Source organism: Streptomyces sp. NPDC086554 (assembly GCF_040686095.1).
Classification (GTDB): Bacteria; Actinomycetota; Actinomycetes; order Streptomycetales; family Streptomycetaceae; genus Streptomyces.
The window spans coordinates 14,756-41,351 of the sequence record NZ_JBFBJK010000045.1; the positions used below are offsets into that span (position 1 = coordinate 14,756).

Annotated in this window: 25 protein-coding genes and 1 pseudogene; 13 read left to right on the plus strand and 13 right to left on the minus strand. The window is 70.9% G+C overall.

Going from position 1 to position 26,596, the window contains the following annotated elements:
• Positions 1 to 70: 70 nt before the first annotated feature.
• The 4 genes from AB0O76_RS41970 to AB0O76_RS41985 all read left to right on the plus strand — a co-directional run bounded on the left by AB0O76_RS41970 (position 71) and on the right by AB0O76_RS41985 (position 3,879).
• Positions 71 to 1,030, plus strand: coding sequence for an SDR family oxidoreductase (locus AB0O76_RS41970; protein WP_365502655.1), 960 nt, complete (start codon positions 71 to 73; stop codon positions 1,028 to 1,030).
• Between the two features lie 13 nt (positions 1,031 to 1,043).
• The gene (locus AB0O76_RS41975) at positions 1,044 to 2,258 is read left to right on the plus strand and encodes an acyl-CoA dehydrogenase family protein (RefSeq protein WP_365502657.1); all 1,215 of its coding nucleotides are present in this window, start codon (positions 1,044 to 1,046) and stop codon (positions 2,256 to 2,258) included.
• Positions 2,255 to 3,304, plus strand: a complete 1,050-nt coding sequence (locus tag AB0O76_RS41980) for a Zn-dependent alcohol dehydrogenase (RefSeq protein WP_365502659.1) — start codon at positions 2,255 to 2,257, stop codon at positions 3,302 to 3,304. Before AB0O76_RS41975 ends, AB0O76_RS41980 begins: the two co-directional genes overlap by 4 nt.
• 296 nt (positions 3,305 to 3,600) lie before the next feature.
• The gene (locus tag AB0O76_RS41985) at positions 3,601 to 3,879 is read left to right on the plus strand and encodes a hypothetical protein (protein ID WP_365502661.1); all 279 of its coding nucleotides are present in this window, start codon (positions 3,601 to 3,603) and stop codon (positions 3,877 to 3,879) included.
• On the opposite strand, the gene AB0O76_RS41990 is transcribed toward AB0O76_RS41985, so the two are convergent.
• Positions 3,781 to 4,815 (minus strand): helix-turn-helix domain-containing protein, encoded by a 1,035-nt coding sequence (locus AB0O76_RS41990; protein WP_365502663.1) that lies wholly within the window; start codon positions 4,813 to 4,815, stop codon positions 3,781 to 3,783. The two genes, AB0O76_RS41985 and AB0O76_RS41990, sit on opposite strands and share 99 nt — an antisense overlap.
• A 179-nt stretch (positions 4,816 to 4,994) precedes the next feature.
• Between AB0O76_RS41990 and AB0O76_RS41995 the strand changes: the two genes are divergently transcribed.
• Entirely contained in the window at positions 4,995 to 6,245 is a 1,251-nt protein-coding gene (locus AB0O76_RS41995) for an MFS transporter (RefSeq protein ID WP_365502721.1), read from the plus strand.
• Positions 6,246 to 6,299: 54 nt separating this feature from the next.
• Here AB0O76_RS41995 and AB0O76_RS42000 read toward each other — a convergent pair whose 3' ends face one another.
• Complete coding sequence (locus AB0O76_RS42000; RefSeq protein ID WP_365502665.1) at positions 6,300 to 6,899, minus strand: flavin reductase family protein; 600 nt, start codon at positions 6,897 to 6,899, stop codon at positions 6,300 to 6,302.
• Between the two features lie 128 nt (positions 6,900 to 7,027).
• Between AB0O76_RS42000 and AB0O76_RS42005 the strand changes: the two genes are divergently transcribed.
• Entirely contained in the window at positions 7,028 to 7,972 is a 945-nt protein-coding gene (locus AB0O76_RS42005) for a hypothetical protein (RefSeq protein WP_365502667.1), read from the plus strand.
• A 363-nt stretch (positions 7,973 to 8,335) separates the two neighbouring features.
• On the opposite strand, the gene AB0O76_RS42010 is transcribed toward AB0O76_RS42005, so the two are convergent.
• The 3 genes from AB0O76_RS42010 to AB0O76_RS42020 form a co-directional block, all read right to left on the minus strand.
• Positions 8,336 to 9,148, minus strand: coding sequence for an enoyl-CoA hydratase-related protein (locus AB0O76_RS42010; protein WP_365502669.1), 813 nt, complete (start codon positions 9,146 to 9,148; stop codon positions 8,336 to 8,338).
• Between the two features lie 73 nt (positions 9,149 to 9,221).
• On the minus strand, positions 9,222 to 11,447 hold the full coding sequence (locus AB0O76_RS42015) for an acetate--CoA ligase family protein (RefSeq protein WP_365502671.1): 2,226 nt from the start codon (positions 11,445 to 11,447) through the stop codon (positions 9,222 to 9,224).
• A 342-nt stretch (positions 11,448 to 11,789) separates the two neighbouring features.
• Entirely contained in the window at positions 11,790 to 12,968 is a 1,179-nt protein-coding gene (locus tag AB0O76_RS42020; protein ID WP_365502673.1) for an NAD(P)/FAD-dependent oxidoreductase, read from the minus strand.
• A 211-nt stretch (positions 12,969 to 13,179) separates the two neighbouring features.
• On the opposite strand from AB0O76_RS42020, the gene AB0O76_RS42025 reads away from it, so the two are divergent.
• Together AB0O76_RS42025 and AB0O76_RS42030 are read left to right on the plus strand one after the other, a co-directional pair.
• On the plus strand, positions 13,180 to 13,632 hold the full coding sequence (locus AB0O76_RS42025) for a DoxX family protein (RefSeq protein ID WP_365502675.1): 453 nt from the start codon (positions 13,180 to 13,182) through the stop codon (positions 13,630 to 13,632).
• Complete coding sequence (locus AB0O76_RS42030) at positions 13,629 to 14,090, plus strand: Zn-ribbon domain-containing OB-fold protein (RefSeq protein WP_365502677.1); 462 nt, start codon at positions 13,629 to 13,631, stop codon at positions 14,088 to 14,090. The genes AB0O76_RS42025 and AB0O76_RS42030 overlap by 4 nt, the downstream gene beginning before the upstream one ends.
• A 162-nt stretch (positions 14,091 to 14,252) precedes the next feature.
• Here the strand turns inward: AB0O76_RS42030 and AB0O76_RS42035 are convergent, their stop codons facing one another.
• The 4 genes and pseudogenes from AB0O76_RS42035 to AB0O76_RS42050 form a co-directional block, all read right to left on the minus strand.
• Entirely contained in the window at positions 14,253 to 15,599 is a 1,347-nt protein-coding gene (locus AB0O76_RS42035) for a cytochrome P450 (RefSeq protein WP_365502679.1), read from the minus strand.
• Between the two features lie 190 nt (positions 15,600 to 15,789).
• Positions 15,790 to 16,153 (minus strand): annotated as a pseudogene (locus AB0O76_RS42040) (hypothetical protein).
• An 82-nt stretch (positions 16,154 to 16,235) separates the two neighbouring features.
• Entirely contained in the window at positions 16,236 to 16,928 is a 693-nt protein-coding gene (locus AB0O76_RS42045) for a pyridoxal 5'-phosphate synthase (RefSeq protein WP_365502681.1), read from the minus strand.
• Complete coding sequence (locus AB0O76_RS42050; RefSeq protein WP_365502683.1) at positions 16,925 to 17,359, minus strand: hypothetical protein; 435 nt, start codon at positions 17,357 to 17,359, stop codon at positions 16,925 to 16,927. The genes AB0O76_RS42045 and AB0O76_RS42050 overlap by 4 nt, the downstream gene beginning before the upstream one ends.
• 75 nt (positions 17,360 to 17,434) lie before the next feature.
• Here AB0O76_RS42050 and AB0O76_RS42055 point away from each other — a divergent pair, with 75 nt between their 5' ends.
• Positions 17,435 to 18,286 (plus strand): helix-turn-helix transcriptional regulator, encoded by an 852-nt coding sequence (locus AB0O76_RS42055; protein ID WP_365502685.1) that lies wholly within the window; start codon positions 17,435 to 17,437, stop codon positions 18,284 to 18,286.
• Positions 18,283 to 18,516, plus strand: a complete 234-nt coding sequence (locus AB0O76_RS42060) for a DUF397 domain-containing protein (RefSeq protein ID WP_365502686.1) — start codon at positions 18,283 to 18,285, stop codon at positions 18,514 to 18,516. Before AB0O76_RS42055 ends, AB0O76_RS42060 begins: the two co-directional genes overlap by 4 nt.
• A gap of 9 nt (positions 18,517 to 18,525) precedes the next feature.
• On the opposite strand, the gene AB0O76_RS42065 is transcribed toward AB0O76_RS42060, so the two are convergent.
• Entirely contained in the window at positions 18,526 to 19,731 is a 1,206-nt protein-coding gene (locus tag AB0O76_RS42065) for an acetyl-CoA acetyltransferase (RefSeq protein WP_365502688.1), read from the minus strand.
• A gap of 153 nt (positions 19,732 to 19,884) precedes the next feature.
• On the opposite strand from AB0O76_RS42065, the gene AB0O76_RS42070 reads away from it, so the two are divergent.
• A complete protein-coding gene (locus AB0O76_RS42070; protein WP_365502690.1) occupies positions 19,885 to 21,114 on the plus strand; it encodes an acyl-CoA dehydrogenase family protein in 1,230 nt (409 codons plus the stop codon).
• Positions 21,114 to 21,590, plus strand: a complete 477-nt coding sequence (locus tag AB0O76_RS42075) for a nitroreductase family deazaflavin-dependent oxidoreductase (RefSeq protein WP_365502692.1) — start codon at positions 21,114 to 21,116, stop codon at positions 21,588 to 21,590. The genes AB0O76_RS42070 and AB0O76_RS42075 overlap by 1 nt, the downstream gene beginning before the upstream one ends.
• A 150-nt stretch (positions 21,591 to 21,740) precedes the next feature.
• Here the strand turns inward: AB0O76_RS42075 and AB0O76_RS42080 are convergent, their stop codons facing one another.
• Entirely contained in the window at positions 21,741 to 22,388 is a 648-nt protein-coding gene (locus AB0O76_RS42080; RefSeq protein WP_135335578.1) for a TetR family transcriptional regulator, read from the minus strand.
• Positions 22,389 to 22,751: 363 nt separating this feature from the next.
• Here AB0O76_RS42080 and AB0O76_RS42085 point away from each other — a divergent pair, with 363 nt between their 5' ends.
• Positions 22,752 to 25,115: a serine/threonine-protein kinase gene (locus tag AB0O76_RS42085; protein ID WP_365502695.1), complete on the plus strand. Its 2,364-nt coding sequence runs from the start codon at positions 22,752 to 22,754 to the stop codon at positions 25,113 to 25,115.
• 176 nt (positions 25,116 to 25,291) lie between these two features.
• On the opposite strand, the gene AB0O76_RS42090 is transcribed toward AB0O76_RS42085, so the two are convergent.
• Entirely contained in the window at positions 25,292 to 26,071 is a 780-nt protein-coding gene (locus AB0O76_RS42090) for an enoyl-CoA hydratase/isomerase family protein (RefSeq protein ID WP_365502697.1), read from the minus strand.
• Positions 26,068 to 26,529: an OB-fold domain-containing protein gene (locus tag AB0O76_RS42095; protein WP_365502699.1), complete on the minus strand. Its 462-nt coding sequence runs from the start codon at positions 26,527 to 26,529 to the stop codon at positions 26,068 to 26,070. The genes AB0O76_RS42090 and AB0O76_RS42095 overlap by 4 nt, the downstream gene beginning before the upstream one ends.
• Positions 26,530 to 26,596: the final 67 nt, after the last annotated feature.

Here is a 26,596-nt window from a genome sequence, read left to right on the forward strand (position 1 = left end):
GCTTGTCTTTCGGTATCTGACGGGTCATAGAATCTAACGGTCCGTCAGAAACCGCGGGAAGGGGCCGGACGTGGGGAACTTCTTGGCAGGCAAGGTGGTGGCCGTCACCGGCGCCGGACGCGGCATCGGCAGGGCCGTCGCGCTCGCCGCGGCGGCCGAGGGGGCGAGGGTCGTCGTGAACGACTACGGCGTCTCGATGGAGGGCGGCGAGCCGACCAGCGAGATAGCCGACGCGGTGGTCAAGGAGATCCAGGCCGCGGGCGGTGCGGCGATCGCCGTCGCCGACGACATCTCCACGATGGCGGGCGGTCAGCGGATCGTCGACGTCGCGCTCGCGGAGTACGGGCGCATCGACGGTGTCGTGTGCGTGGCCGGGATCCTGCGCGAGCGGATGCTGTTCAACATGTCCGAGGAGGAGTGGGACCCGGTGGTCGCCACCCACCTGAAGGGCACCTTCACCGTCTTCAGGGCCGCGTCGGCGGTCATGCGCAAGCAGGGCATGGGCACGCTGATCGGCTTCACCAGCGGCAACCACCAGGGGTCCGTCGCGCAGGCCAACTACAGCGCGGCGAAAGGGGGGATCATCTCGCTGGTGCGCAGTGCCGCCCTGGGTCTGAACAAGTACGGGGTGACCGCCAACGCCGTTGCCCCTGTTGCCCGTACGCGGATGTCGGCGAACGTGCCGATGGAGCTGAAGGAGATCGGGGAGCCGGAGGACGTGGCCGCCCTTGTCACCTATCTGCTGAGCGACCGGGCGCGGGAGGAGAAGATCACCGGGCAGGTCTATACGGTCGCGGGGCCGAAGATCGCGGTCTGGGCGCAGCCGCGGGAGTTGCGGGCCGGGTATGTGGAGGGCGGCTGGACGCCCGAGAAGATCGCCGACTTCCTGCCGGGGACGGTGGGCGTCGACCCCATGCCGATGCTGGCGCAGCTGGAAGCCATGGCGAAGGCGGCGGCGGCCAAGGACCGGCCCAACGCCGGGCCTGGTGCGGCGCCCGGTGCGGCGCCCGGTGCGCGGCCGGGCGCGTAGGCGGGCCGGGGGCGTGGACTTCGGGTTCGGCGTCGAGGACGAGGAGTTCCGGGCCGAGGCGCGGGCATGGCTCGCCGAGCGTCTCGTCGGCGACTTCGCCGGTGCGGTGGGGCGTGGCGGGCCGGGGAGTGAGCACGAGGGGAGTGCCGAACGCCGGGCCTGGGAGCGGGAGTTGGGGCGTGGCGGCTGGATCGGACTCGGGTGGGATTCGGGCTCGGACTCGGTTGCGTACGGGAATCGGCGGGCGACGCTGACCCAGCAGGTCGTCTGGGCCGAGGAGTACGCGCGCGTGCGGGCACCCGGACGGTACGGGCACATCGGCGAGAACCTGCTCGCGCCGACGCTCCTCGCCTACGGCACGCAGGAGCAGCGGGACGCATTCCTGCCGGGCATCGCGCGCGGGGAGGTCCTGTGGTGCCAGGGGTACAGCGAGCCCGGTGCGGGGTCGGATCTGGCAGGGGTGCGGACTTCCGCGGTGCTGGATGCCGGGCGGGAGGTGTACCGCGTCAGTGGGCAGAAGATCTGGACCTCGCTCGCGCATGAGGCCGACTGGTGTTTTGTGCTTGCTCGGACCGAGGACGGGGCTCGGGGGCATGCGGGGCTCTCGTTCCTGCTGGTGCCGATGGATCAGCCCGGGCGGATCGAGGTCCGGCCCATCCGGCAGCTGACCGGGACCAGTGAGTTCAATGAGGTGTTCTTCGACGGGGCGGTTGCCAGTGCCTCGCATGTGGTGGGCGGTGCCGGGAATGGGTGGCGGGTGGCGATGGGGCTGCTCGGGTTCGAGCGGGGTGTCTCGACGCTGGTCCAACAGATCGGCTTCGCGGAGGAGTTGGCGGGGGTCGTGCGGTGCGCGCTCGACTCGGGGGTCGCCGTATCCGATCCCGTGCTGCGGGATCGGCTGGTGCGGCAGTGGGCCGAGCTGCGGGTCATGCGGTGGAACGCGCTGCGTACGTTGGGGAGTTCGGGTGGCGACGTGGGCTCGCCCAGTGTCGCCAAGTTGCTGTGGGGCGGGTGGCATCAGCGGCTCGGGGAGCTGGCCATGGGGGTGCGGGGGGCTGTCGCGGCTGCCGGTCCTGTGGACTGGAGCCCGGACGCACCGTACGAACTCGACGCCCTGCAGCGGCTCTTCCTCTTCACGCGGGCCGACACGATCTACGGCGGCTCGGACGAGATTCAGCGGAACATCATCGCCGAGCGGGTGCTCGGTCTGCCGAGGGAGGCTCGATGAGGGGTGTCGTTTTCGACGGGCGGAAGGTCGACGTCGTCGATGATCTGGAGATACGCGATCCGGGGCCGGGGGAGGTGCTGGTCGCCGTCGCGGCGGCGGGTCTCTGCCACAGCGATCTGTCGGTGATCGACGGGACGATTCCGTTCCCGGTGCCGGTGGTGCTCGGGCACGAGGGCGCGGGTGTGGTGGAGGCCGTGGGCGCCGGGGTGACGCATGTCGCCGCCGGAGATCATGTCGCGCTCTCGACCATCGCGAGCTGTGGGGCCTGCGCCGAGTGCAATCGGGGGCGGCCGACCATGTGCCGCAAGGCGATCGGGATGCCGGACCGGCCGTTCTCGCGGGGCGGTGAGCCGCTGTACCAGTTCGCGGCGAACTCCGCGTTCGCGGAACGGACGCTCGTCAAAGCCGTGCAGGCGGTGAAGATCCCGGAGGACATTCCGCTGACGTCCGCCGCGTTGATCGGGTGCGGGGTGGTGACCGGGGTCGGCGCCGCCTTGAACCGGGCGAAGGTCGACCGCGGGGACAGCGTGGTCGTCATCGGGACGGGCGGCATCGGGCTCAACGTGCTCCAGGGGGCGCGGATCGCGGGGGCCACGAAGATCGTCGCGGTGGACTCGAACCCGGGGAAGGAGGCGGTGGCCCGGCAGTTCGGGGCGACGCACTTCCTGGAGTCGGTGGAGGGGGTGAAGTCGATCCTGCCGAACGGGGCGGATCACGCCTTTGAGTGCGTGGGGCGGGTGGAGCTGATCCGGGCTGCCATTGATCTGTTGGACCGGCATGGGCAGGCGGTGCTGCTCGGCGTACCGGCGGCCACGGCGGAGGCGTCGTTCACCGTCTCCTCCCTGTTCCTGGACAAGTCGATCCTGGGGTGCCGCTATGGCTCGGCGCGCCCGCAGCGGGACTTCGCGCTGTACGCGGAGCTGTACGGGGAGGGGCGACTGCTGCTGGATGAACTGGTGACGGCGACATACCCCGTGGAGGACTTCGCGAAGGCGGCGGGGGATGCGGAGGCGGGGAGGGTGGCGAGGGGCGTCTTGACGTTCTGAGGGGTCTGGCCGGGGGCCTGGGTTGGATCTTTCCCGCCACCCGCCCGATTACCCTGCGGGGCAATTGGGCGGGCGGGTAACGCTTGTTCGTGTGGTGCGGCTTCTTCTGTCCCGCCGCTTCGCGGCGGATCTTCCCCGCCCACCCGCCCGATCACCCGGGGTAAACGGGTGGGTGGGCGGGAAAGGCTTGTGCGTGGGAATGCGCTGCGGGGAGGAGCAAAGGCTCTGCCTGCAGCCCCCCCCGCCGCCGGGTAATTCAGGGGCGGCTCACCCCGGCGGGAGCCTAACTTCGGGGGATGAGTTATCGCGATGTGGCGACGCGGCCCGTAGCTGCGGCCGTCGGCGCCGGTTACGCGGCCAGCGGCTCCCTCGCGGGCGGCCTCCTCACCGTCGTCGCCCCGTCGACCGCCATCCTCGCCGGGGTCGGCCTCACCCTCGTACTGACGGTGGTGGGCGTGCTCGGCGAGGTCAAGCCGTCATCGTCGGGCGAGGTCAAGCCCTCGCCGTCCGGCGACGTGGACGTCCCGGAACGTGCGCCGGTACGCGGTGGGGGTGACGCCGAGAGCCGCCTGTAGGTGCTGCCGCATCGACTGCGCGGTGCCGAAGCCGGCGTCCCGCGCCACCTGGTCGACCGACAGATCGCTCGACTCCAGCAGGTGCCGCGCCCGCTCCACGCGCTGCTGGGCCAGCCACTGGCCGGGGCTGACGCCGACCTCCTCACGGAAGCGGCGCGTGAAGGTGCGTACGGACATGGACTCCTGGTCGGCCATGTCGCGCAGCTGGATCGGTTCGTGCAGGTGGCCGAGCGCCCAGCCGCGTGCCGTGGTGGTGGACGCCAACTGCGGCTCGGGGACGGGGCGTTGAATGTACTGCGCCTGACCGCCGTCCCGGTGCGGCGGCACCACCGTGCGGCGCGCCACCTCGTTGGCGACCGCCGAGCCGTGGTCGCCGCGTACGACATGGAGGCAGAGGTCGACGCCCGCCGCCACACCCGCCGATGTGAGCACGTCGCCGTCGTCGATGAAGAGCACGTCGGCATCGACGGTGATCTTGGGGAAGAGCCCCTGGAAGTGCTCGGCCGACGCCCAGTGCGTGGTGGCCCTGCGGCCGTCGAGGCAGCCCGCCGCCGCCAGGACGTAGCCGCCCGTGCAGATGGCGACCAGGCGGGTGCCGGGCCTGATGTGGGCGAGGGCGGAGGCGAGTTCGTCGGTCAGGCGGCCCTCCTCGTAGACAGGACCCAGCTCGTACGACGCCGGGACCACGACCGTGTCGGCGGTGGCAAGCGCCTCGGGGCCGTTCTCGACGAGGATGGCGAAGTCCGCGTCGGTGCGGACCGGGCCCGGCGGGCGGATCGACGCGGTGATCACCTCGTACAGACGCGTGCCCTCGCTGTCTCTCGTACGCCCGAAGATCCGTTGCGGAATGCCGAGTTCGAAGGGGATCACGCCGTCCAGGGCCAGGACGACGACGCGGTGCCGAGGGGTGCTGGGTGCGCTGGTCGCTGAGGCCATGGCCCGATTCTAGCGAAGGCTGTCCTTCGGGCCACTCGATCGTGATCGGCGGCGGCCCGATGCTGATGGGCGTGACACAGAGAGACCTGACAGACCTGACAGACCTGACAGCCCGGAATGAGCCGACCGAGCCGACCGAGCCGCCCTCGAAAGCGTCGCGGCCCCGCCGCACCCGCCGCATCCACCGCGCCTGGTTCGTCGCCGCCGTCACCTTCGTGACGATCATCGGCGCCGCGGCCTTCCGGTCGCTTCCGGGGCTGCTCATCGGCCCGCTGCACGAGGAGTTCCACTGGTCGCGCGGCACGATCGGGCTCGCGGTCTCCATCAATCTCGCGCTGTACGGGCTCACCGCGCCGTTCGCCGCCGCGCTGATGGACCGGTTCGGCATCCGCAAGGTCGTCGCCGTCGCGCTCGTCGTGATCGCGCTCGGCTCAGGACTGACGGTGTGGATGGACTCCGCCTGGCAGCTGTTGCTGTGCTGGGGGCTGCTCGTCGGCCTCGGGTCCGGCTCGATGGCGCTCGCCTTCGCCGCGACTGTCACCAACCGGTGGTTCACCACGCGCAAAGGCCTGGTCACCGGCATCCTCACGGCCGCATCCGCATCCGGCCAGCTGATCTTTCTGCCGCTGCTCTCCTGGATCGTCGACCGGCACGACTGGCGTCCTGCCGCGGTGACGGTGTCGCTCGCCGCCTTCGCCGTGGTCCCCTTCGTCTGGCTGCTCCTGCGCGACCACCCGGCCGACGTGGGCCTGAAGCCCTATGGCTCCGAGGAGTTCGTGGAGAAGCCGCCACCGGTCACCGGGGCCGCGCGGCGCGCGGTCACGGTGCTCTTCAAGGCGGCCCGCACCGGCCCCTTCTGGCTGCTCGCCGGCACCTTCGCGATCTGTGGCGCCTCGACCAACGGCCTGGTCCAGACGCACTTCGTGCCCGCGGCGCACGACCACGGCATGCCCGTCACGGCCGCCGCGTCGCTGCTCGCCGTCATCGGGGTCTTCGACGTGATCGGGACGATCGCCTCCGGCTGGTTCACCGACCGGTTCGACGCACGCCGGCTGCTCGCCGTGTACTACGCGCTGCGCGGTATCTCGCTGCTCTTCCTGCCGATGCTGCTCGCGCCGTCCGTGCAGCCCCCGATGGTCTTCTTCATCGTCTTCTACGGCCTCGACTGGGTGGCGACCGTGCCGCCGACCCTGGCGCTCTGCCGCGAGCAGTACGGCGACGACAGCGCGATCGTCTTCGGGTGGGTGCTCGCGTCGCACCAGGTGGGCGCCGCTGTGGTGGCCTTCGCCGGCGGTGTCGCGCGGGACGCCTTCGGGTCGTACGACGTCGTCTGGTACGCCTCGGGCGCGCTGTGCGCGGCGGCCGCGCTGATGGCCCTGGTGATCCGGCGGAGGGGCGAGGGAGCGGGGGTGCGGCCCGCCCTCACGTAGGGCGTGATGATGTGGCCTGCTCTCACGTAGGAGTGACGATCCGGCCGCTCGCTCTCACATGGCGAAGCGGCCGAACCTGCCCCGGTGGAAGAGCAGCGGCTCCCCCTCGTCGGTGGCCCCGAGCGCCTCCACCCGGCCGACCACGATCAGGTGGTCGCCGCCGGTGTGCACGGCCTGGATCGTGCAGTCGATCCAGGCCGGTACGCCGGTCAGGCGGGGCGAGCCGGTGACCGGCGCCGCCTCGTGCTCCACTCCCGCGAACTTGTCGGCGCCGCTGACCGCGAAGCCACGGCACAACTCGCCCTGGTCGGCGCCCAGGACGTTCACGCAGAAGACGCCCGCGTGCGCGATCCGGGGCCACGTCGTCGACGTACGCGCGACCATGAACGAGACGAGTGGAGGGTCGAGGGAGAGGGAGGAGAAGGACTGGCAGGCGAATCCGGCGGGGCCCGGTTCGCCTTCCGATGCCGGTGCCGTGACAACGGTCACGCCGGTGGCGAAGTTCCCGAGCACGCGCCGGAATTCGCCCGGATCGAGCGGCGCCCGCTCGTCGTCGCCCACGGCCCGCAGCTGCGGGCGCGGCAGGGCCTCGACCGGCCCGGTGGTGGTCGATGCCCCGACCGACCTGAGGTATCGGACGGCGGTGGCCGCCATCCCAGCGTGTCCCATCACATCAGCCATTAAAGCTGACGGGTCGTCAGATGGGAAGGGTGCGGAGGCACCGGATAACGAGGGCGGATGCGCCGCTTCGGCTCCGTTCGGGGCCGCGTATCTTCAGCCGCATGACGTGGGGGAACGTGCGGGACGCCTGGGACAACGAGCATGTGACGGCCGCCGCCGCGGCGGGCGCCGCGCAGCTTCCGGTGGCCGCTGTGGTCGCCTTCGTGCTGTCCCTAGACGACGACTCCTACGGGACGGCGGGCTACGACGGGGCCTTCGGGCTCGCCTGCGTCGCCCTCCTCCTGCCGCTGCTCCTCCCGGTCCTCGGCCTGGTGCACGCGTGCGTGCAGACGGTTCCGGGCCTCGCGCTGGGCCGTGCGGCGGCCCGCAGGGCGCGACGCGGCCCGAAGTGGGCCTGGACCCTGGGCGGCCAGCTGGTGCCGGGCGCGGGGTGGGGGATCCTTTTCGCCGCCCTGGGCGGTCCGTTCGTCGGGGTCACGCTGTGGGCGGCGGCGAGCGGTGTGCTGCCCGCGCTGGCCGTCGCGTACTGGGCGAGGCGCCCGGGGCGCGGGCTTGAAAGGGCGCGGCGGCGCAGGATCTGGGTTCGCTCCGGTCTGGCCTCGGTGGGACTGTGTGTGGCGCTCCTGGTGGTTGCTTTCATGGCCACCGTCACGGGCGTCATCAAGGAGTACGAGCCGCCGCAGCTGAGCCCCGAGCAGGTCGCCGGGGTGTGGCGGCATGAGGACGGTGGCAAGGCGGTCCTGCGGCTGCGGGCGGACGGGCGCGTGGACCTCGCCCCGAATCCGTACGAGGACGCCACCATGGACGGCAGGGTCGACCCCGTGGACGCTCGCGAAGCCTCGCGCTGCGAGGTCACCGGCACCTGGACGATCGACGTCGACGACGTCGACGACACTGCGGACCGGCGGCCCGTGGTCACCGTCGAGACGGACGGCTGCGACGGCAGGAACACCTGGATGATCGGCGGCACGGAGGACGACCCGGAGCTGTTCGTGGATCTGGGCAGCATCGACGCGCCGGAAATCGAGATCCTGGTCAAGGACTGAGCTGTACCTCTTCGAGGATCCAGCGCTGCGTGTTCCGTCCGGTCCACTCGACCAGCAGGATCTCCGGTCCTCGTCGGCGTACTCGATGACCCACGGCGTCGGCAGGGGGTGCGAACCGAGCCGGGGCGGGAACAGCCGTGACGCGAGCTGCCCCACGTAGACGTCGCCGACCTTGCTCTTGATCGTGTACTGGTCGTCGCCCGGCTCGTTCCAGTCGTCGCCCTCGAAGGCGGCGATCTCCCACTGCTGGCTTGCCAGCTTGCTGGCGATGGCGCCGACGACCGGCACGTTCGGGCCGAGGTCGGCGTCGACGAGCTCCATGTACAGACCGCTGGCGTCGTTCCTGGAGGCTGCTCGCGGGCGTCAACGCCCTTCGTACGAAGGGGAGCGCCGTTCCACGAAACTGGCCACGCCCTCGTTCGCGTCCGCCGTCGTCATGTTGATCTCCTGCGCGGTGGCCTCCGCGGCGAAGGCGGTCGCACGGTCCGATTCGAGGGAGGCGTTGACCAGTTGCTTGGTCATCGCGATGGCCCGCGTCGGCCCTGTGGCCAGGCGTTCCGCCCAGGCGCGGGCCGTCTTCTCCAGTTCGTCGGCGGGGACGACGCGATTGACGAGGCCGAGCCGTTCGGCGTCGGCGGCGGGCAGCGAGTCCCCGAAGAACATCAGCTCCTTCGCCCGCTGCGGCCCGACGAGCCGCGGCAGCAGATAGGCGCCGCCGCCGTCCGGCACGAGTCCGCGCCGCACGAACACCTCGATGAACTTGGCCGGTTCGGCGGCGATGACCAGGTCGCAGGCGAACGCGAGATGCGCGCCGATCCCCGCCGCGGTGCCGTTGACCGCGGCGATCACCGGCTTCTCGCAGTCGAGGACGGCCGCGATGAGCCGCTGGGCGCCGAGCCTGATGGTGCGGGCCACGTCGCCGGGAACCCGCTCGCCGCCGCTCGGCGTGCCCCGCAGATCGGCGCCGGCGCAGAAGCCCTTGCCGGTGGCGGTGATCACGACGGCGCGGACGGCGGGGTCGGCGGAGGCGTCGGCGAGCAGCGAGATGACGCGTTCGCGCTGGTCCCAGGTGACGGCGTTCATGGCTTCGGGCCGGTTGAGGGTGATCCACGAGACGCCGTTGTCAGTGGCGTGGAGTACCAATGAGTCGAGGGAGATTTCGGGGGAGGAAGTCATGGGGGAACGGCTCCGGGTAATCGGGTGGGTGGGCGGGAAAGAGTCGCCGCGAAGCGGCGGCTCGAAAAGCAACTCACCGACAGACGGCAAGCGCGTCAAGGGCAACGGCCCCCTGCCCCCGGGGCAGCACCATCAGCGGATTGATGTCCAACTCCGCAAGATCACCGCCCAGTTCGAGCGCCATCCTCTGCACCCGCAGGACCACCTCGACGAGCGCGTCGACATCGGCGGGCGGCGCCCCCCGCACTCCGTCCAGCAAAGCCCGCCCCCGCAACTCGGACAGCATCGCCGCAGCCTGGGACTCCCCGAACGGCGGGACCCGCACGGCCACATCGCGCAGGACCTCGACGAGTACGCCGCCAAGACCCACGGTCACAGTCGGCCCGAACAGCTCGTCCTGCGTGACGCCGACCACCATCTCGACGCCCCGCTCCACCATCTGGCAGACCAGTACGCCGTCAAGGGCGATCCCCTCGTAGCGCGCGATGTCGGTCAGCTCCCGATAGGCGTCCCGCACCTGGCTGGCCGAGGTCAATCCGACCTTCACCAGGCCGAGTTCACTCTTGTGGGCGAGCCGCGCGCCGGACGCCTTCATCACGACCGGGTAACCGACGAGCCCCGCCGCCCGCACGGCCGCTGCCGCGCTGGTCACCAACTGCTCACGCGGTACGCGAATCCCGTACGCGCGCAGCAGCTGCTTCGCCGCGTGCTCGCTCAGCTGTTGGCCCGGCCGCATCAGGGCCTGGGCCTTGCGGAAGGACGGCGACGCGCTGCGGGGCGCGTCGGCGAAGGGGGAGCGGTAGCCGACCGTGAAGCGGTGGTGGTCGAGATAGGCGCGCACCGCCGTGATGCAGTTGGCGAAGGTGCGGAAGGTGGCGACGCGCGAGGAGCCGAGCAGCGTCGTGCGGTAGGCCTCCTCGGTGCCGACGGGCGAGCCCCACACCACGCACACCAGCTTGTCCGTCTGTTCCGCCGCGTCCACCAGGTCCTGGGCGAGCTTGTCGCTCATGGGCGGAAAGGGGCCGGTGATGGGGCAGATGAGCACCCCCACCTCCGGGTCGTCCAGGATCGCGTCGATGATCTTCCGGCCGCGCCAGTCGCCGACCGGATGCCCGCCGTTGTCGACGGGGTTGGCGACGTTCAGATAGTCCGGTATCCACTGGTGCAGCTCCGCCTGCTTGGCGCCGGAGAGGGTGGGGAGCCGCAGCCCCGCCTCGGTCGCCAGGTCCGAGAAGTGCGCGCCCGTGCCGCCCGAGATCGAATAGACGACGACGCCGTCCGCCTGCGGAGCCCGAGCGCGGGCCAACAGGGCGGAGGTGTCCTGGAGTTCGTCGAGTCCGTCCACGCGGATCACGCCGTACTGCCGCATCGCCGCGTCGACGACCGCGTCGGCGCCGGTGAGCTTGCCGGTGTGTGAGGCGGCCATCTTGGCGCCGGTCTCGGTGCGGCCGACCTTGACGGCGACGACGGGCACGCCGTGTTGGGCGGCCCGGTCGGCGGCGAGCAGGAAGGAGCGGCCGTCCTTGAGGCCCTCGACGTAGCAGGCGATGGCCCCGACCTCGGTCTTTTCGGCGAAGTAGGAGATGAAGTCGGCGGTCTCCAGGTCGGCTTCGTTGCCGGTGGGCGCCCAGTGGGAGAGGCGTATGCCGATCTCCTGCAGCGTGAAGACGGGGCGGCCCTGGTGGCCGGACTGGGTGATCAGGGCGATCGCGGGGCCGTCCAGATCGTCGCGGAACCGCTCGAAGGCGTTGAGGTTGGTGTTCGGCCCGAGCAGCCGAAGGCCCGAGCGCTCGACGGCGGCGGCGAGCCGGGCCTGGGCGGCCGCGCCCTCCTCGCCGGTCTCGGCGAACCCGGAGGCGAAGGCGACGGCGAACTTGACCTTGGACTCGGCGAGTTCCTCGATCACGGGCAGCGGATCGCTGACGAGGAGTACGGCCAGATCGACCTGTTCGGGCAGGTCGGCGACGGAAGGGAAGCAGCGTATGCCGAAGACGGACTGACGGGTGGGGTGCACCGGATGCAGCCGGGCGCCGCCGCGCTCGGCCCAGGCGATGAGCTGGCGTGTGATGCCGGTGTTGGGCCGGCCTTCGGCGTCCGACGCGCCGATGACGGCGACGGACTCGGGGCGGAAGAACCGGTCCAGGTCCGGTACGTCGGCGTGCAGAGGGCGTCCGCTGACGTCCAGTTCGTCCGCCGTGGCGGCCTGGCCGTGGACGCTGAGTGCCGGGGCTTCGCCGCAGGCCACAACATGCGCGCGGCGGGGGTCGGTGGTGAAGGTGCCGTAAGTCGATCCAAGCATCGGTCCGCCCGCTCCTGTGTGAAAGGAAGTCAACTGACGCACAGTCAGATTACTGAACTGACGCTGCGTCAGGAAGGAGTTGGGGCGTCCCTTTAGCAGTACCCGTTACTCGGGGGGTGCTATCCCTCGCCGGGGGCGGGGGTGCCGGGAGGGGGTGTTATCGGCCACCGGGGGGCATCCCCCGGTGGCCGGGGGATGCCCCCCGGTGGCCGATTGTGGGGCCGTTGTGGGCGGGTGTGCGTCGACTGTGCGCCGTTGTGGGCGGGGTGTGTGTCGACTCCTGCGCCGTCGTGGCTGGTCGCGCAGTTCCCCGCGCCCCTTCGGGGCTCGGGCGCGCTTTAGCTACCTGCGCCCCGCGCCGTGCGTCCTCGCCACCGCCTTCGCGATCTTCTCCGCGTCCAGGGCTAGTTCGCGCAGCATCCCGCTGATCGGGTTCGTGAAGCCGGTGAAGTAGAGGCTCGGCGCCGTCCGTGGCGTCCGTGCCCCGTGGACGAGCGGTGCGCCCCGCTCGTCGAGTACGCCGAGGTCGCCGACGAGGGGTTCGAGCGCGCGCCGGTAGCCCGTCGCCGCGATGACGACCTCGGGGCCGATGCGGGTGCCGTCCGCGAGGACGATCTTGCCGTCCTCGAAGGACTCGACGGCCGCGACCGGTTCGACCCGCCCCTTGCGCACGGCGTCGATCAGACCCACGTCCTGCACGGGGATCGCCCCCTCGGCGACCCGCGAGTACAGGCCCGTGTCCGGGCGCGGAAGCCCCTGCTCGGCCAGGTCGGGAACGCTCACCTTGGCGAGCGGGCGCGCAATGCGGTCCACCAGGGGCACCGGCAGCCTGCGGCACAGGATTCCGGAGAGCTGCGCGGGCCAGCCGGCCGTGGAGCGGCGCACGATGTGCGGCGCGGTGCGCACCGCGAGCCGTACACGGGACGCGCCGCCGTCGGCGAGGTCGACGGCGATCTCGGCGCCGGTGTTGCCGACGCCGACGACCAGGACGTCCTTGCCTTCGTAAGGGCTCGCGTTGCGGTAGGCGCTCGCGTGCAGGAGTTCGCCCGCGTACGCGTCGCGGCCGGGCCAGTCCGGCAGGTGGGGCGTGTGGTTGTAGCCGGTGGCGATCACCACGGCGCTGCCGGTCAGCTGCCGGCCGCCGGTGGCGTGCAGCAGCCAGCCGTTGCCGTCGGGGGCCGGTTCGACGCGGGACACCTCGACGCCGGTGACGGTCTCCAACTGGTGGAATTCGGCGTACTTCTCCAGGTAGCGGAGGACGTTGTCACGTGACACCCAGCGTCCGAAGGCGCGCGGTATCGGGAGCCCCGGCAGTGCGGAGAGGCGTCGTGTCGTGTGCAGACGGAGGCGGTCGTAGTGCCCGCGCCAGGAGGCGCCGACGCGGTCGGACCGCTCTAGCACGACCGCGCGTACGCCACGTGCGCGCAGGGCGGCAGCCGCCGAGAGCCCGCCGGGTCCGCCGCCGATGACGTACACGGGGCGGTCTTGCTGTGGCGCTTGTGGGGGAGTGGTGTCGGCCATGCACCTGAGCGTAATCACGTGGTCACTTGATGGGGGACGGTCAAGCCCCAAACCGGTTGCGAATTGATCACACACGTGTACGCGGTGTGCCCGACGCCTCGGGTGGCCGCTGCCCCGCGTACGCCCCTTGCGCGCTCGCCGCCCATGCGCTGAACTGACGTACCGTCAGAAACGCGTACCCGAAAGCCGAGTAAGCGGGAGAGGCCACGGCATGGACACGATCTGGCTCACCGGCGCCGAATGGCTCGCCGTGCTCCGCATAGGCCTCGGCCTGTGGTGGCTTGAGAGCTGGCGGCACAAGGACAAGAAGGGCTGGTTCGAGCGCGGCACGGGCATCGCCTGGGCGTCCGACGTGGCCGCCAAGCACAAGTGGAACGCGGTCCGCAGCGGCTTCGACACGGTGGTCGCGCCGCGCCCCAAGACCATGGCGTACGTCGTCGTCTACGCCGAACTCGCCCTGGGGCTCGGCCTGATCGCCGGATTCCTCACCCCCATCGCCCTGATCGGCGGCCTGCTGCTCAACCTCCTCTACCTCGTCCTCATGATCCACGACTGGGCCGAGCAGGGGCAGAACGCGATGATGGCGCTGATCTCGCTCGTCGCCCTCTTCGCCATGTCCTGGCAGTCGTGGTCGCTCGACAACGCGATGGGACTGTTCCTGTGAGCGCTGCTTCCGCGGACGCGGCGAAAGCGGCAAACGCCGCGAGCCCCGCGGCTCCGCGCTTCGACCTCCCCGAGCCCGATGCCTTCACCCAGCCCTACTGGGACGCGGCAGCCGAAGGCCGGCTCCTGATCCGCCGCTGCGGCGGGTGCGGCACGGCGCACCACTATCCGCGCGAGTTCTGCCCCCGCTGCTGGAGCGAGGACGTCACCTGGGAGCGGGCGAGCGGCCGCGCGACGCTCTACACCTGGTCGGTCGTCCACCGGAACGACCTGCCGCCCTTCGGCGGCCGTGTCCCGTACATCGCCGCCGTCGTCGACCTCGCCGAGGGCCCGCGCATGATGACGGAGATCGTGGGCTGCGGGGACGGTGGTGAGCTGCGGATCGGGATGGTGCTGGAGGTCGCGTTCCGCGAGGTGGGGGAGGGGGTGGTGGTTCCGGTTTTCCGTCCGCGAGGCTGAACGGTCGCGCGGAATGGCCCCATGCGGTTCGTCTCCCGGTGGGAATTCCAGAATGACCCGGACTCCGTCCGCCCCGGTCCGGGCAGAGCCTGGAAGGTGAGGGCCTGCACGGTGAGGGCCCGGAAGGCGAGGACCGCAGCGCCTGCGCTGTCCTATGTTCCGTCACCGGACGGTCCTAACAGCGCGATCGTGAAGAGTGGCGCGCAGTGGTGCGGTCGGCAGGAGTTGCAGGCCGGCCGTGAGAGTGATCGTCCCCGGGTCGATGTCCACATGAAAGCGCTGGGCGAGCGTCGCTAGCACTAGGGCTGTCTCGACCAGGGCGAAGCGCGCGCCAAGGCAAGCCCGGGGGCCGCCGCCGAACGGGAACCAAGCCTTCTCGGACACTGTGTCCTGTCTGTCCACGTCCCAGCGTTCGGGGCGGAAGGCGTCCGGGTCGTGGAACCAGCGCGGATCCCGGTGCGTGGACCATGGGCTGCACCAGATTGTTGTCCCGGCCGGGATCGGCATCCCTCCCAGGGAGGCGCCGTCCTGGGCCGTCCTGGGAGGGATCATCCACCCGGGCGGGTAGAGCCGCAGGGCTTCCTTGACGATCTGTCTGGTCCAGCTCAGCCGGTCGTAGTCGTCGAAGGCCGGCGGCCGCCCGGCGAGGACGCGGTCGAGCTCCGCGGTGAGCCGGGCCCGCACGTGCGGGGAGGTTGACAGCAGATACCAGCACCAGGTCAGCGCGGTGGCGGTGGTCTCGTGGCCTGCGACCCAGAGTGTCACCGCCTCGTCGCGCACCTGCCGCACGGTCAGCCGGCGGCCCTCCTCATCCCGGGCCGCGAGCAGACTGTCCAGCACGTCACCCCTGTCATCGGCCTTGTGCTCCGACGCCCAGCGGGCGCGGAGGAACTGATCGATCTCGGAATCGACCGTCTCGACCGCGGCAAGCAGGCGCCTCCGCGCCGGGGTACGGACCCAGGACGGCATGAGAAGCCCAAGGCCGCGCAGTTCGGCGCCGATCTCTTGCCCGGCCGCCGCCATCGCGTCGGCGAGCCTGGGGGCCTGGTCCCCGAGATCGTTGCCGAAGAGAGTGCGGACCACGATCCGCTGGGTGAGCAGGCTCATCTCCCGCTGCACATCGATCCGCCGCCCACCGCGCCAATCCTGCGCTGTGGCCACGGCACAGTCGACCATCGTCGTGGCGTGTCCGCGCACCTGGCGAGGACGGACGGCCGGCTGGACAAGGCTCCGCTTGTGACGCCAGTCGGCGCCGTGGCTACGGATGACGCTGTCCCCGACGAGTTGCTTGAACGACCAGCAGGCGTCGACGGGCGCGTATCGGTGCTCGGCGCTGCTGAGCAATTCTGCGATGTGCTCAGGATGCGAGAGCAGGACGATCCGCATCGGACCGAGCGACCAGGTCACGACGTCCCCGAAGTCGTCGCGCAGTCGCACGAGAAACGCCAACGGGTCACGGCTGAATGCGGGAAGATTGCCGACCAGCGGTAGCCCGCGCGGCCCAGCCACGGGAACGAACGGAAGAGCGGACACACCTCAGCCAACGAGCCGGCACCCGAACGGTTCCTGGACAGCCGTGTCTCCGGGGCGCGCCTGCGGGCCGTGTGTCCCGTCTCAACGGAGTTTGACCGGTCTCACCGAAGTTTGATCGCGGCTTGGGTCCAGGCGCGGATCGCCATCGAGTCCTCGGCAAGGTCGGCTACGGGCCCGCGGGGCCGGTGTCCCCGGCTCGTGCGGCGGCCGCCGCCTCCAGCAGGGGCCAGCCGTCGACCTCCACCGCCCCCCCGCGCCTCCGGCTGCCATCCGCGGGCCGAAGCCGCGTCGAGCAGTGCCCGGACGGCGCCCGGTTCGTGCAGGTTCAGGGAGCCGCCCCGGACGTACCCCACGTCCCCGGAGCCCATGGTGAACCCGCCCACGTACCGGCCCGGGCTCTGGGCGAAGACGATGCGCAGCGGGCCGCCGGTCCCGGCCGGCTGCGGGTACAGCGTGAGGGTCTCGCGGCAGTCCGCGAACCGGCCGCTGTCCAGCACACGGTGACTGTGGCGGAGCGTCCACAGGTACACGCACCCGTCGGCCACCAGTCGGCGGGGCTTGTTCGTACGTCGGGGCACGGAGCCGAGCGTACGCGGCCTGATCCGCGATTCCTCACGGCCACAGCAACTCCCTGACCCAATCGCCCCCTTCGCCCTCCCTCCAGTACCGCACCCGCACATGCCGCCGCCGCTCCTCCCCCTGGAAGAACTCGACCTCCTCGGGGTCCACGACGTACAGCGTCCACGTCGGCGCGTCCGCGTCCGGCTCGGCCCGCGCCCGCTCCCAGGCGGCCGCCGAAGCCTGCTCCAACTCCCCGTACGCGTCGAGGATCTCGCTCTGCCGCCCGACCAGCGCGGCGGCCAGCGCACCCGTCGAGCGGGCGTGCAGGTCGGCCAGACTCTCGGCGTGCGGGGCCGTGGTGACCCGGCCCCGGACCCGGATCTGCCGCCCCTGCGCCGCCCAGTAGAAGTGCAGGGCCGCCCGTGGGTGGGCGGCGAGCTGCTGCCCCTTGGCGCTGCTCGCGTGCGAGGCGAAGTGCCAGCCGTGCTCGTCGGCGTCGTGCAGCATCACGGTCCGTACGTCGGGGAGACCGTCCTCGTCCACGGTCGCAAGGCCCATGGTGTGCGGCTCGGGCTGCCCGGCGGCGACCGCCTGCGCGAACCACTCGTGGAAGAGGGCGAGGGGCGTGGCCGGGGTCTTGGCCGGGTCGAAGGCGGGCAGGTCGATGTCCCAGACCCGCTGGGCCCTGAGCAGCCTGCGGAACTCGGACTGTGCTGCGGCGTGCGGCGTTTCGGGTGCGTTCATGGGTCGATTGTGGCGCCCTCGCGAACACACTGTGCGTCCATGAGCTGGGCCGTGACCACGCCGTGCAGCAACTCCGCGTCGACGAAGACCCCTTGCTCCGGCGCCCCGCACCGCCAGCTCAGGGGGTACGTGTTGCCCTGCGCAGCCGGGATCCCGATGTACTGGTCCCTGGCCGCGGGACCGAAACATGTGGCTCCGGGCGGCCAGTCGTACGCGCGGCTCTCGCCGGGCGCCAGCAGGAAGTACGTCCAGCGCCCGCCGGACACCTCGCGTACGACGGGTCCGGGGCTGCCGTCCGTGAGGTCGGCGAGGTGGTGCAGGACCGCCTCGCCGCGTACGCCTCTGACGCGGATGGCGTCGAAGTGGACTCCCGCGAGACGGAGTTGATGGCCGGATCGCGGTACCCAGTCTGGGGTGATTTCTCTCGTCATGCCTACGAGAGTCGGGGTGACTGCGTAGCGTGACCAGGGGAACACGGTGTACATCGGCGGGGCGTGGAGAGGGTGGTGGCCGTTGTGGTGATGAATGGAAAGGTGACGAGCGAGAAGGCGGGTGCCGTCCCGTCCCCGGCGCGGCGGCACGTGGGTGACCTGCTCAGGAACTTCCGCGAGCGTTCGGGGATGACCCGCAAGGACGTGGCCGGACGGCTCCTCGTATCGGAGTCCCTCGCGGGCGCGTACGAGCGCGCCGAACGCATCCCCACGTCGAATTTCCTGGACGACGCGGACGGCGTCCTGGATGCGCGGGGTGCGCTGAAGTCGTGCATTCCGCTGATGGAGGAGGAGAAGTATCCGCCTACGTTTGTGGGGTGGGTGCGGCTGGAGAAGACAGCGGCGAGCATCAGCGCGTACGAGAGCATGGTGTTCCCAGGGTTGCTGCAGACCGAGGACTACATGCGCGCGCTGTATGAGGAGCGGGTGCCGCAGCTGACCGAGGACCGGATTGAGAAGGACGTGATGGGGCGCTTGGAGCGGCAGGCGTTGCTGAGCCGCACTCCGCCGCCGATGGCTGGCTACGTGGTCGAGGAGTCGGTCCTCAGGCGCCTTATCGGTGGCCGGGAGGTACTGCGGAAGCAGCTCCTGCATGTGCTGGAGTGCACGCGCACCATGCATCACCTAAAGGTGCAGGTGATGCCGACGGAGACACGTGAGCATGCGGGGATGCAGGGCGCGATGCAGTTGCTGAGTACCCAGGAGGGCCGTAACTTCGCCTACGAAGCGGGGCAGATCAGCGGTAGGTTGATCTCGAAGCCGCAGGAGGTCAACCAGCTCATCGACCGCTTCGGCACCCTGCGGGCCCAGGCGCTCACACCTCGGGCGTCCGCGGAACTGATCGAGACGATTGCGGGGCAGCTATGAACGCCGAACTGGCGTGGTTCAAGAGCAGCTACAGCGGCAATGAGGGCGACGCGTGCCTCGAAGTCGCCTACACCTGGCGGAAGTCGAGCTACAGCGGCAATGAGGGCGGCACCTGCGTAGAGGTCGCCACCTGCCCCCACTCCGTCCACATCCGCGACTCCAAGAACCCTGAAGGCCCCACCTTCCAGGTCACCTCCACGGCTTGGTCCGCGTTCGTCGCCGCCCGGTAACAGGGGCTTTCACCGCCCCAGCACCACCGTCCCCGACGAACAGAACCACCCACCCGTCCCCGAAGCCACCGCGAGCTCCGGCAGACGGCCCCCCGCCTTGCGCACCTGACGCCCCTCACCCGCGTCGCCGCGCAGTTGCCGCACGGCCTCGACGAGCAGGAACAGGCCGCGCATGCCCGGGTGTTGGGCGGACAGGCCACCCCCATCGGTGTTCGTGGGCAGCTCCCCGTCTCGTAGCAGCCGCCCCTTCTCCACGAACGCGCCGCCCTCGCCCTTCGCGCAGAACCCCAGGTCCTCCAGGGTCACCAGCGTCATGTACGTAAACGCGTCATAGATCTCGGCCACGTCGATCTCGTCCGGCCGCACCCCTGCCCGCTCGAAGGCGAGCCGCCCGCTTACCGCCGCCGGGGAGACGGTGAAGTCGTCCCACTCGGACATGGTGGTGTGCGAGACATGTTCCCCAGCGCCCAGTACCCATACGGGAGTTGACGCGCAGTCGGCCACGTACTCCTCGGCGGCGAGCAGCACCGCGCACCCGCCGTCGGAACGAATGCAGCAGTGCAGTTTGGTGAACGGGTCCGCGATCATCGGGCCGCTCAGCACCTCGTCCACCGTGATCGGCTCGCGGAACATCGCATCCGGGTTCGTCGCCGCGTTCGCCCGCGCCTGGACCGCCACCGACGCGAGCTGTTCCAGCGTCGTGCCGTACTCGTGCATGTGGCGGCGCGCGGCCATCGCGTACTTGGCGATCAGCGAGTGCCCGTACGGGACTTCGAACTGCAGCGGCCCCCGCGCGCCGAACGACAGGTTCGACGTACGCCGTTTCGCCTTGATGTCCGCGCGCGCCGTCGATCCGTAGACCAGCAGGACGGCGTTCGCCCGTCCCGCCGCTATCGCGTCCACCGCGTGCGCGGCCATCACCTCCCAGGTGGCGCCGCCGACCGAAGTCGAGTCCACCCAGCGGGGTTTGAGGCCCAGGTACTCGGCGACCTCGACCGGGGCGAGCGTGCCGAGGCCCGCCGATGCGACGCCGTCGATGACGTCGCGGCCGAGCCCGGAGTCGGCGAGTGCGCGGCGGGCGGCCTGGGCGTGCAGGGCATAGGGGGTGGCCTCGTCGACCCGGCCGCAGTCCGAGAGGGCGACACCTACGACGGCGACCTTGCGGGAGGGAGAGGGGGAACGCCTAGCGGAAGCGGAAGCGGTAGCAGCAGCCATGAATCTGACGGTACATCAGATGCAAGGTCCGGGCCGATAGCCGGGATCGCATCACGTCACGTCAGCGCTCTGTGCATATCGCCCCCACCGTCCTAGCATGACGGCCCGTCAGATCTGGGTCCGAGTCGCCGGGCCCTGGGGAGGAGCCTGCCGATGGACGCCGCCTTCAGTGCGGAGCAGGACGAGATCCGCCGCACCCTTCGCGAAGTGATCACCAAACGCTGCGGCCCCGACGACGTCAAGGCCGCGGTACGCACCCCGGCCGGCCACGACTCCGCCCTGTGGTCGGCCCTCGCCGAACAGCTCGGTCTGCCCGGCCTCGCCCTCCCGGAGACGTACGGAGGAGTCGGCTGCACCACCGCCGAACTGGCCCTTGGCTGCGAGGAGTTGGGTCGCGCACTCGCCCCTACCCCCCTCTTCGCCACCGCGGTCCTCGCCGCCCCGCTGATCCTCTCCCTCGGCACCGAGGAGCAGCGCGCCGAGCTGCTGCCCCGCATCGCCGCGGGCGAGCTGACCGCCGCGCTCGCCGTCCCCGGCACCGGACTCGCCACGGCCCTCGGTCTCGTCGGCGACAACTCCGGCGACTGGTCGGGCGGCGGCCGCGCGGGCGGCGTACAGGCGAGGCTCTCCGACGGGGTGTGGCGGCTGTACGGGCAGGCGGAGCAGGTGCTCGACGGGCACAGCGCGGGCCTCCTTGTCGTGGCCGCGCACGCGGGAGGCTTCGCCCGCTCCCGTACGCTCCTCTTCCTCGTACGCGATGGGGCGCCCGGCATGGTGCGCACCCGGCAGACCGCGCTCGACGAGACCCGCACCCAGGCCCGCGTCGAACTGCGCGATGTGGAAGCGGAGTTGCTGGGCACGGACGAGTCGGATGTGCCGGGCGCGCTCGCCGCCGTCGGTGACGTCGCCGCCACCGTCGTCGCCGCGGAGGCCGTCGGCGCCGCGGACCGGGTGATGGAGCGGACCGTCGAATACGTGAAGGAGCGCGAGCAATTCGGCCGCCCGATCGGGTCCTTCCAGGCGGTCAAGCACCGCCTTGCCGACGTGTACGTGCAGGTCCAGGCCGCGCGCTCGGCCGCCTACTACGCGGCGTGGGCCGCCGGTGCCGAGGCCGCCGGGTTCGGCGGACAGGGCGCCGAACGGGCCGGCGGGCTCGCGCTCGCCCAGGGCCTCGACGCGCTGCGGACCGCCGCGTCCGAAGCCGTACAGCTGCACGGCGGCATCGGTTTCACCTGGGAGCACGAGGCGCACCTGTACTTCAAGCGGGCGTCGAGCGACGAGCTGCTCTTCGGCCCGGTGCACCGGCTGCGGGCGCGGGCGGCGGAACGGGCGGGTCTTTTCGAGGGCGGACCGGCCGCCGCCGCACTGGAAGAGGCCGTCTGATGCCGCCGGGTCTGCGCCTGATCCAGAAGGTGTCGTCGACGCGCACCTTCGCCAAGATCGCCCCGCACTTCATCCCGGCGATGGACCGCACGGTGCACCGGCTGACCCGCGGCAAGGTCCTGCTCAGCGCGAAGATGCTGCCCGGCGTCATCCTGACGGTGCGCGGCGCGAAGAGCGGACTGCCGAGGCGTACGCCGCTTGCGTGCATGCCGGAGAAGGGCACGGGGGGTTGGGTGCTGATCGGGTCCAACTTCGGGCGTCCGGGCCACCCCGCGTGGACGGCCAATCTCCTGGCCAACCCGGACGCGGACGTCAGCTGGCAGGGCAAGGACATCCCGGTGCGGGCAAGGCTGTTGGGCGGTGAGGAGAGGGAGGCCGCCTGGGCGGCGGTCCTGACCTTCTGGCCGCCGTACGCGACGTATCAAACCCGAGTGGAAAGGGAGATACGCCTGTTCCGCCTGGAGAGGCGGAGCTGATACCGCCCCAAAGGGGCGCGGGGAACTGCGCGACCAGCCACAGCGAACCCGCGGCTGAGAACGGCGAACCCCGCAGGGACCACAGCGGCGGACCACGCAAGTGATCCGCCGCAGTGGCTGACAGGACAAAAGACGGGAGCCCCGCAGGGGCTACTTGGTCGGCTTCTTCCCTGTCACTCCCAAGTGAACCAACAACGCCAGATTCGGCTTGAGTTCAGCCTGCTTGACGCCCCACGTCTGGAATCCCCGCTGGTGCGATGCGACCGCGGCGAGCATCGCGACCAGGGAGCCGGCCATGGCCGCCGGGCTGACGTCCTTGTCGACCTTGCCCTTGGCCTGGAGTTCCTTGACCGTGTCCGTAAGGGAGTTGTTGACCGAGTTGAGGATCTTCATGCGGATCTTGTAGAAGCGCTTGTCGCCCTCGGCGGCGCCCAGATCGACGACCCTGAGGATCGCGTCGTTCTTGCGCCAGAAGTCGAGGAAGCCGTCGACAAGCTCCTGAGCGGTCTGCCACCCCGCCTTGCCGACCCAGGACCGCCCGTCGAGGAGCTGGGTCAACTCGGCGCCCTCGGCGGCCATTTGCTCGGCAATCTCCAGGACGGCGCCTTCGACGTCCGGGAAGTACTGGTAGAAGGTCGCTGGTGAAGTCCCCGCCTTCCGGGCGACGTCGATGACTTTGACGTCCCGGTAGGGCGAGGAGCTGAGCATCTCGCTGAGGCAGTCGAGCAGCTTCTGACGCGTCGCCTGACCGCGCCGACCGGCCACGCGGCCGTCGACGGTACGTACCTGTCCTGTCATGCCGTCAGCTTACCGAGGGGTGATCGGAGCGCGATTCGGCCGAGTGCAAATGGGGTTGGGGGCGGTATTCGTCTCGGTCTTCGCCCGGTTCCGCACGAGGGGGCGGCTCGGGTCCCGGCGGCGGATTCCGGAGCCCTGCAAAATAGATCAGACATTCGAATCGAGCGTCTCTGATGTTTCTTCTTCCTCTTGCGCCCCTTCTTGCGTCTCCTTTGTCCCGAGACACCCCGATCCCGCCCCCGGTTCGCAACCGTCGCCCCGTACAGGAAGAATCAGGGTGCGTGCCGCCGTAGCGGCTCGGTGGTGAGACGCTGCACGGGGCCGCTCGATACGGTGCCCGCGTACGGGGAGGTGGCAGGGCAAGTGGTGGATCAGCTGACGCAGCACGATCCGAGGCGGATCGGCCCGTTCGAGGTGCTCGGCCGGCTCGGAGCCGGTGGCATGGGCCTTGTCTACCTCGCGCGCTCCGCGTCAGGGCGGCGCGTGGCGATCAAGACGGTCAGGACCGAGCTCGCCGAGGACCAGCTGTTCCGGGTCCGCTTCACGCGCGAGGTCGAGGCCGCACGGGCCGTGTCCGGTTTCTATACGGCAGCCGTCGTGGACGCCGACCCGCGCGCCGCGGTGCCGTGGCTCGCCACCGCGTACGTTCCCGCGCCCTCCCTCGAAGAAATAGTGAATGAGCACGGGCCGCTGCCCACCCAGGCCGTGCGCTGGCTCGCGGCGGGCGTCGCGGAGGCCCTGGAGTCCATCCACGGCGCGGGCCTCGTCCACCGCGACCTCAAGCCGTCGAACGTACTCGTCGTCGAGGACGGACCCCGCGTCATCGACTTCGGCATCGCGTCCGGCGTCTCCAACACCCGTCTGACCATGACGAACGTCGCCGTGGGCACGCCTGCGTACATGTCGCCCGAGCAGGCGAAGGACTCGCGCAGCGTCACCGGCGCGAGCGATGTCTTCTCGCTCGGCTCGATGCTCGTCTTCGCCGCGACCGGCCACGCGCCCTTCCACGGCGCGAACCCCGTCGAGACCGTCTTCATGCTCCTCCGGGAAGGCCCTGACCTGGAGGGACTCCCGGACGAGCTGCGTCCGCTCATCGAGACGTGCATGCAGATGGAGGCGGCGCTCCGGCCGAGCCCCGCCGACCTCCAGGCCCAGCTCGCGCCGCACCTCTTCGCCTCCGAGAGCGAGGACGGCGACAGCGGTACGGCGTCCGCGTGGCTGCCGGAGCGTGCCGTCGCCCTCATCGAGGCCCGCAGGGGCGGCCGCCCGCCCGCACGGGTCGCCGCTTCCTCCTCCGGCAGGAGCGGCGGACGAGGCGCGGCCCCCGCCTCCGCCGCCGCGCCCCAGCCCCCGCACGCGCCGCCCGCCCCGCCGTCCCAGCCGCCGCAGCTCGGTGGCGTGCCGGACGCGGGTCCTGTGCGTCTTGCCGGGGCGAAGGTGCCGATCGGGCCGGGACCCAAGGTGGCCGACGCCCGCGCCGCCGCCGTGGCCGCACCGCCCGCCGAGGCCGGCCTCGCCGCGTCCTGGTCGCGCTCCAAGGCCGCGGCGAACGGCGCCGACCCCGTGGTGCCCGCGCCCACCGCGGCGCCGGACGCGGGGGCGGCCTGGCGGCCGTGGCGTTTCCGTATGTCGAACGACGTATGGGGGACGCCCGCCGTCGCAGGGAACCTGGTCTACGTCACGTCCTTCGAGGTGCACGCCCTGGACGTGAGCACGGGCCGCCGCAGCTTCAAGACACGGGACGTCGCCTGGTCCATGGCGGTCGCCGACGGACGTATCCACGCCTCCGACGGCCCGACGCTGTACGCGCTCGACGGCGCCGACGGCTCGGACCTGTGGCGGCTGCCCACCGACGCCTGGGTGTACTCCCTGCACGCCGACCGGGGCACGGTCGTCACCGGCACGCGCGGCGGCGGCGTACAGGCCTGGGAGGCGGCGAACGGCGAGAAGCTCTGGGAGATCACCGGAGCCCAGACCGACTTCGAGACCCCCGAAGCGGGCCCCGTCATCCACGACGGCACGGTCTACGTCTGGCAGAACGCGCGCCTGCGCGCCCTGGAGGCACGCACGGGCGAGGAGCGCTGGTCGTATCCGATCGGCGACGCGGCCTCCTGCGGCGGCGTGCCCGTCCGCCTGACCCAGGCGGAGGACGGCTACGTCTACGTGTCCGCCGGGACGCGCGTCCTCGCGATCGACGTGGCGGGCGGCCATGTCCGCTGGCACTTCGAGGCGCCCGCCGTCTTCCTGTGCCCGCCGGCGTTCGCGCCGGGGCCCGCGGTGACGGGTGGTGGCGTGTATCTCGCCGATTACCTGGGCACTGTGTACGCCCTTGACGCCACCGACGGCCGCGACCGCTGGCGCATCGCCACGGAGTCCCGGGCGTCGATCGAGCCGGTGCTCGTCGCCGACGGCCACGTCCACGTGGGCAGCGGCAAGGGCCTGTACACGCTGGACGCGGTGACGGGCACGCCTAAGTGGCGCTTCCAGGCGGGCGGCGAGGTCGTCGGCACGCCGGTCGTCGCCGACCGGCGCATCCACTTCGGCTCGACCGATCACCTGCTGTACACGCTGAAGGCCGACGACGGCCGCCTGCGCTGGAAGCTGGCCACCGGGGGAGAGATCACCGGGGCGCCCGTGGTGCGGGACGGCGTCGTGTACGCATGCAGCAAGGACCGGTGCGTTTACGCGCTGGACGCGGAGCGGGGGACCGGGACGGCCCGGTCCTAGGGGCTCTGGCGCCCGGTCCTGGAGGCTCTGACGTCCGGTCCTAGAGGCTCTGGCGCCTGACTGGGACGGCCGTCGCACCAGGCTTGGAAGGGGCTAGACGGCGGCCGCCACTGCTGACGCTACGCCGACTGTGTGACCCACGCCACCCTCGGCCGCGGCTTCCGGTCATCTGGCGGTCATCTGGTCCGGAAGCCGGAGCCGCGGCCCGTGAACAGTCCCGCCTGCCGTTCCGGCGGCAGATTGCCGAGCGTGATCAGATGCGGCGCCTGCGCCAGGGCGTGCGCGCGGGCCGCCTCCCTGGACGACCAGAGTGCGCGCACCGTGCCCTGGACCGCCTCGGTCGGGTGAGATGCGATGACCTCGGCGGCCTTCGTGGCGGTGGTGAGGAGTTCTTCGGGCGCGGTGAGCTCGGAGACCAGGCCCGTCTCGTACGCACGGCGGGCCGAGACCCGTTCCGCCGAGCCCATCAGCGACATCCGCGCGATCTCCCCGTACGGCATCCGCTGCGCCATGTGGATCGACTCGTAGGCGCTGACCATGCCGTACGTGGTGTGCGGGTCGAAGAACGTGGCGTGCTCGGCGGCGATCACGAACTCCGCCTCGCCGATGAGATAGAAGGCGCCGCCGCACGCCATTCCATTGACCGCGGCGATGACCGGCTTCCAGAGGTCGTTGGCCTTGGGGCCGATGGAGAGGAGCGGATCGTCCATGGAGTAGGGAGAGTTGGGCTGCGGGACGTCGGTGTCGCGGTCGATGCCGGTGCAGAACGCCTTCTCGCCGGCGCCGGTGAGGATGATCGACCGTACGGTGTCGTCGAAGCGGAACTCCCGCCAGGTGGCGGTGAGTTCGGCGGCTGTTGTGGTGTCGATGGCGTTGTGGCGGGTGGGGCGGTCGAGGGTGACGATCGCGACGCCCGTCTCCTTGTCGGTCCTCACGCTCAGGGTCCCGGGGCTCACGGCCGCTCCAGGAGCCAGCGGGGCATCGCCATGCCGTCGACGTCGGTGAAGGCGATCTGGACCTTCGCGCCGATGCGGAGGCGTTCGGGGTCGACGGAGTTCAGCGGGGCGTCGGGGGCGGTGACGAGATTGCCGACCAGGCGGATGCGGGGGGCGTCGGCCAGTTCGACGATGATCGCGTTGTACGGGGCGTGTTCCGCGTACGCGGGGAGCAGGGGTGGGTGGGGGCGTACGTAGGACCAGATGCGGGCCCTGCCGCTCATGCGGCGCCACTCGCTTTCGAAGGACTGGCAGTGGGGGCAGCAAGCCCTGGGCGGGAACCGTAGCTCGCCGCAGGCGGGGTTGGCGCAGGCCTGTATGCGGAGTTCGCCTCGGGCGGCGTACTCCCAGAAGGGGGCGCCGTCACTGTCGATCGTGGGCGTCAGGAGGGGCTCGGTCTTTTGCGTCGCGTCTGCCATGTGGGTGTCCTTTTGCGGCTGCGGGTTGGTTGTGGTTGCTCGCGCAGTTCCCCGCGCCCCTTCAGGG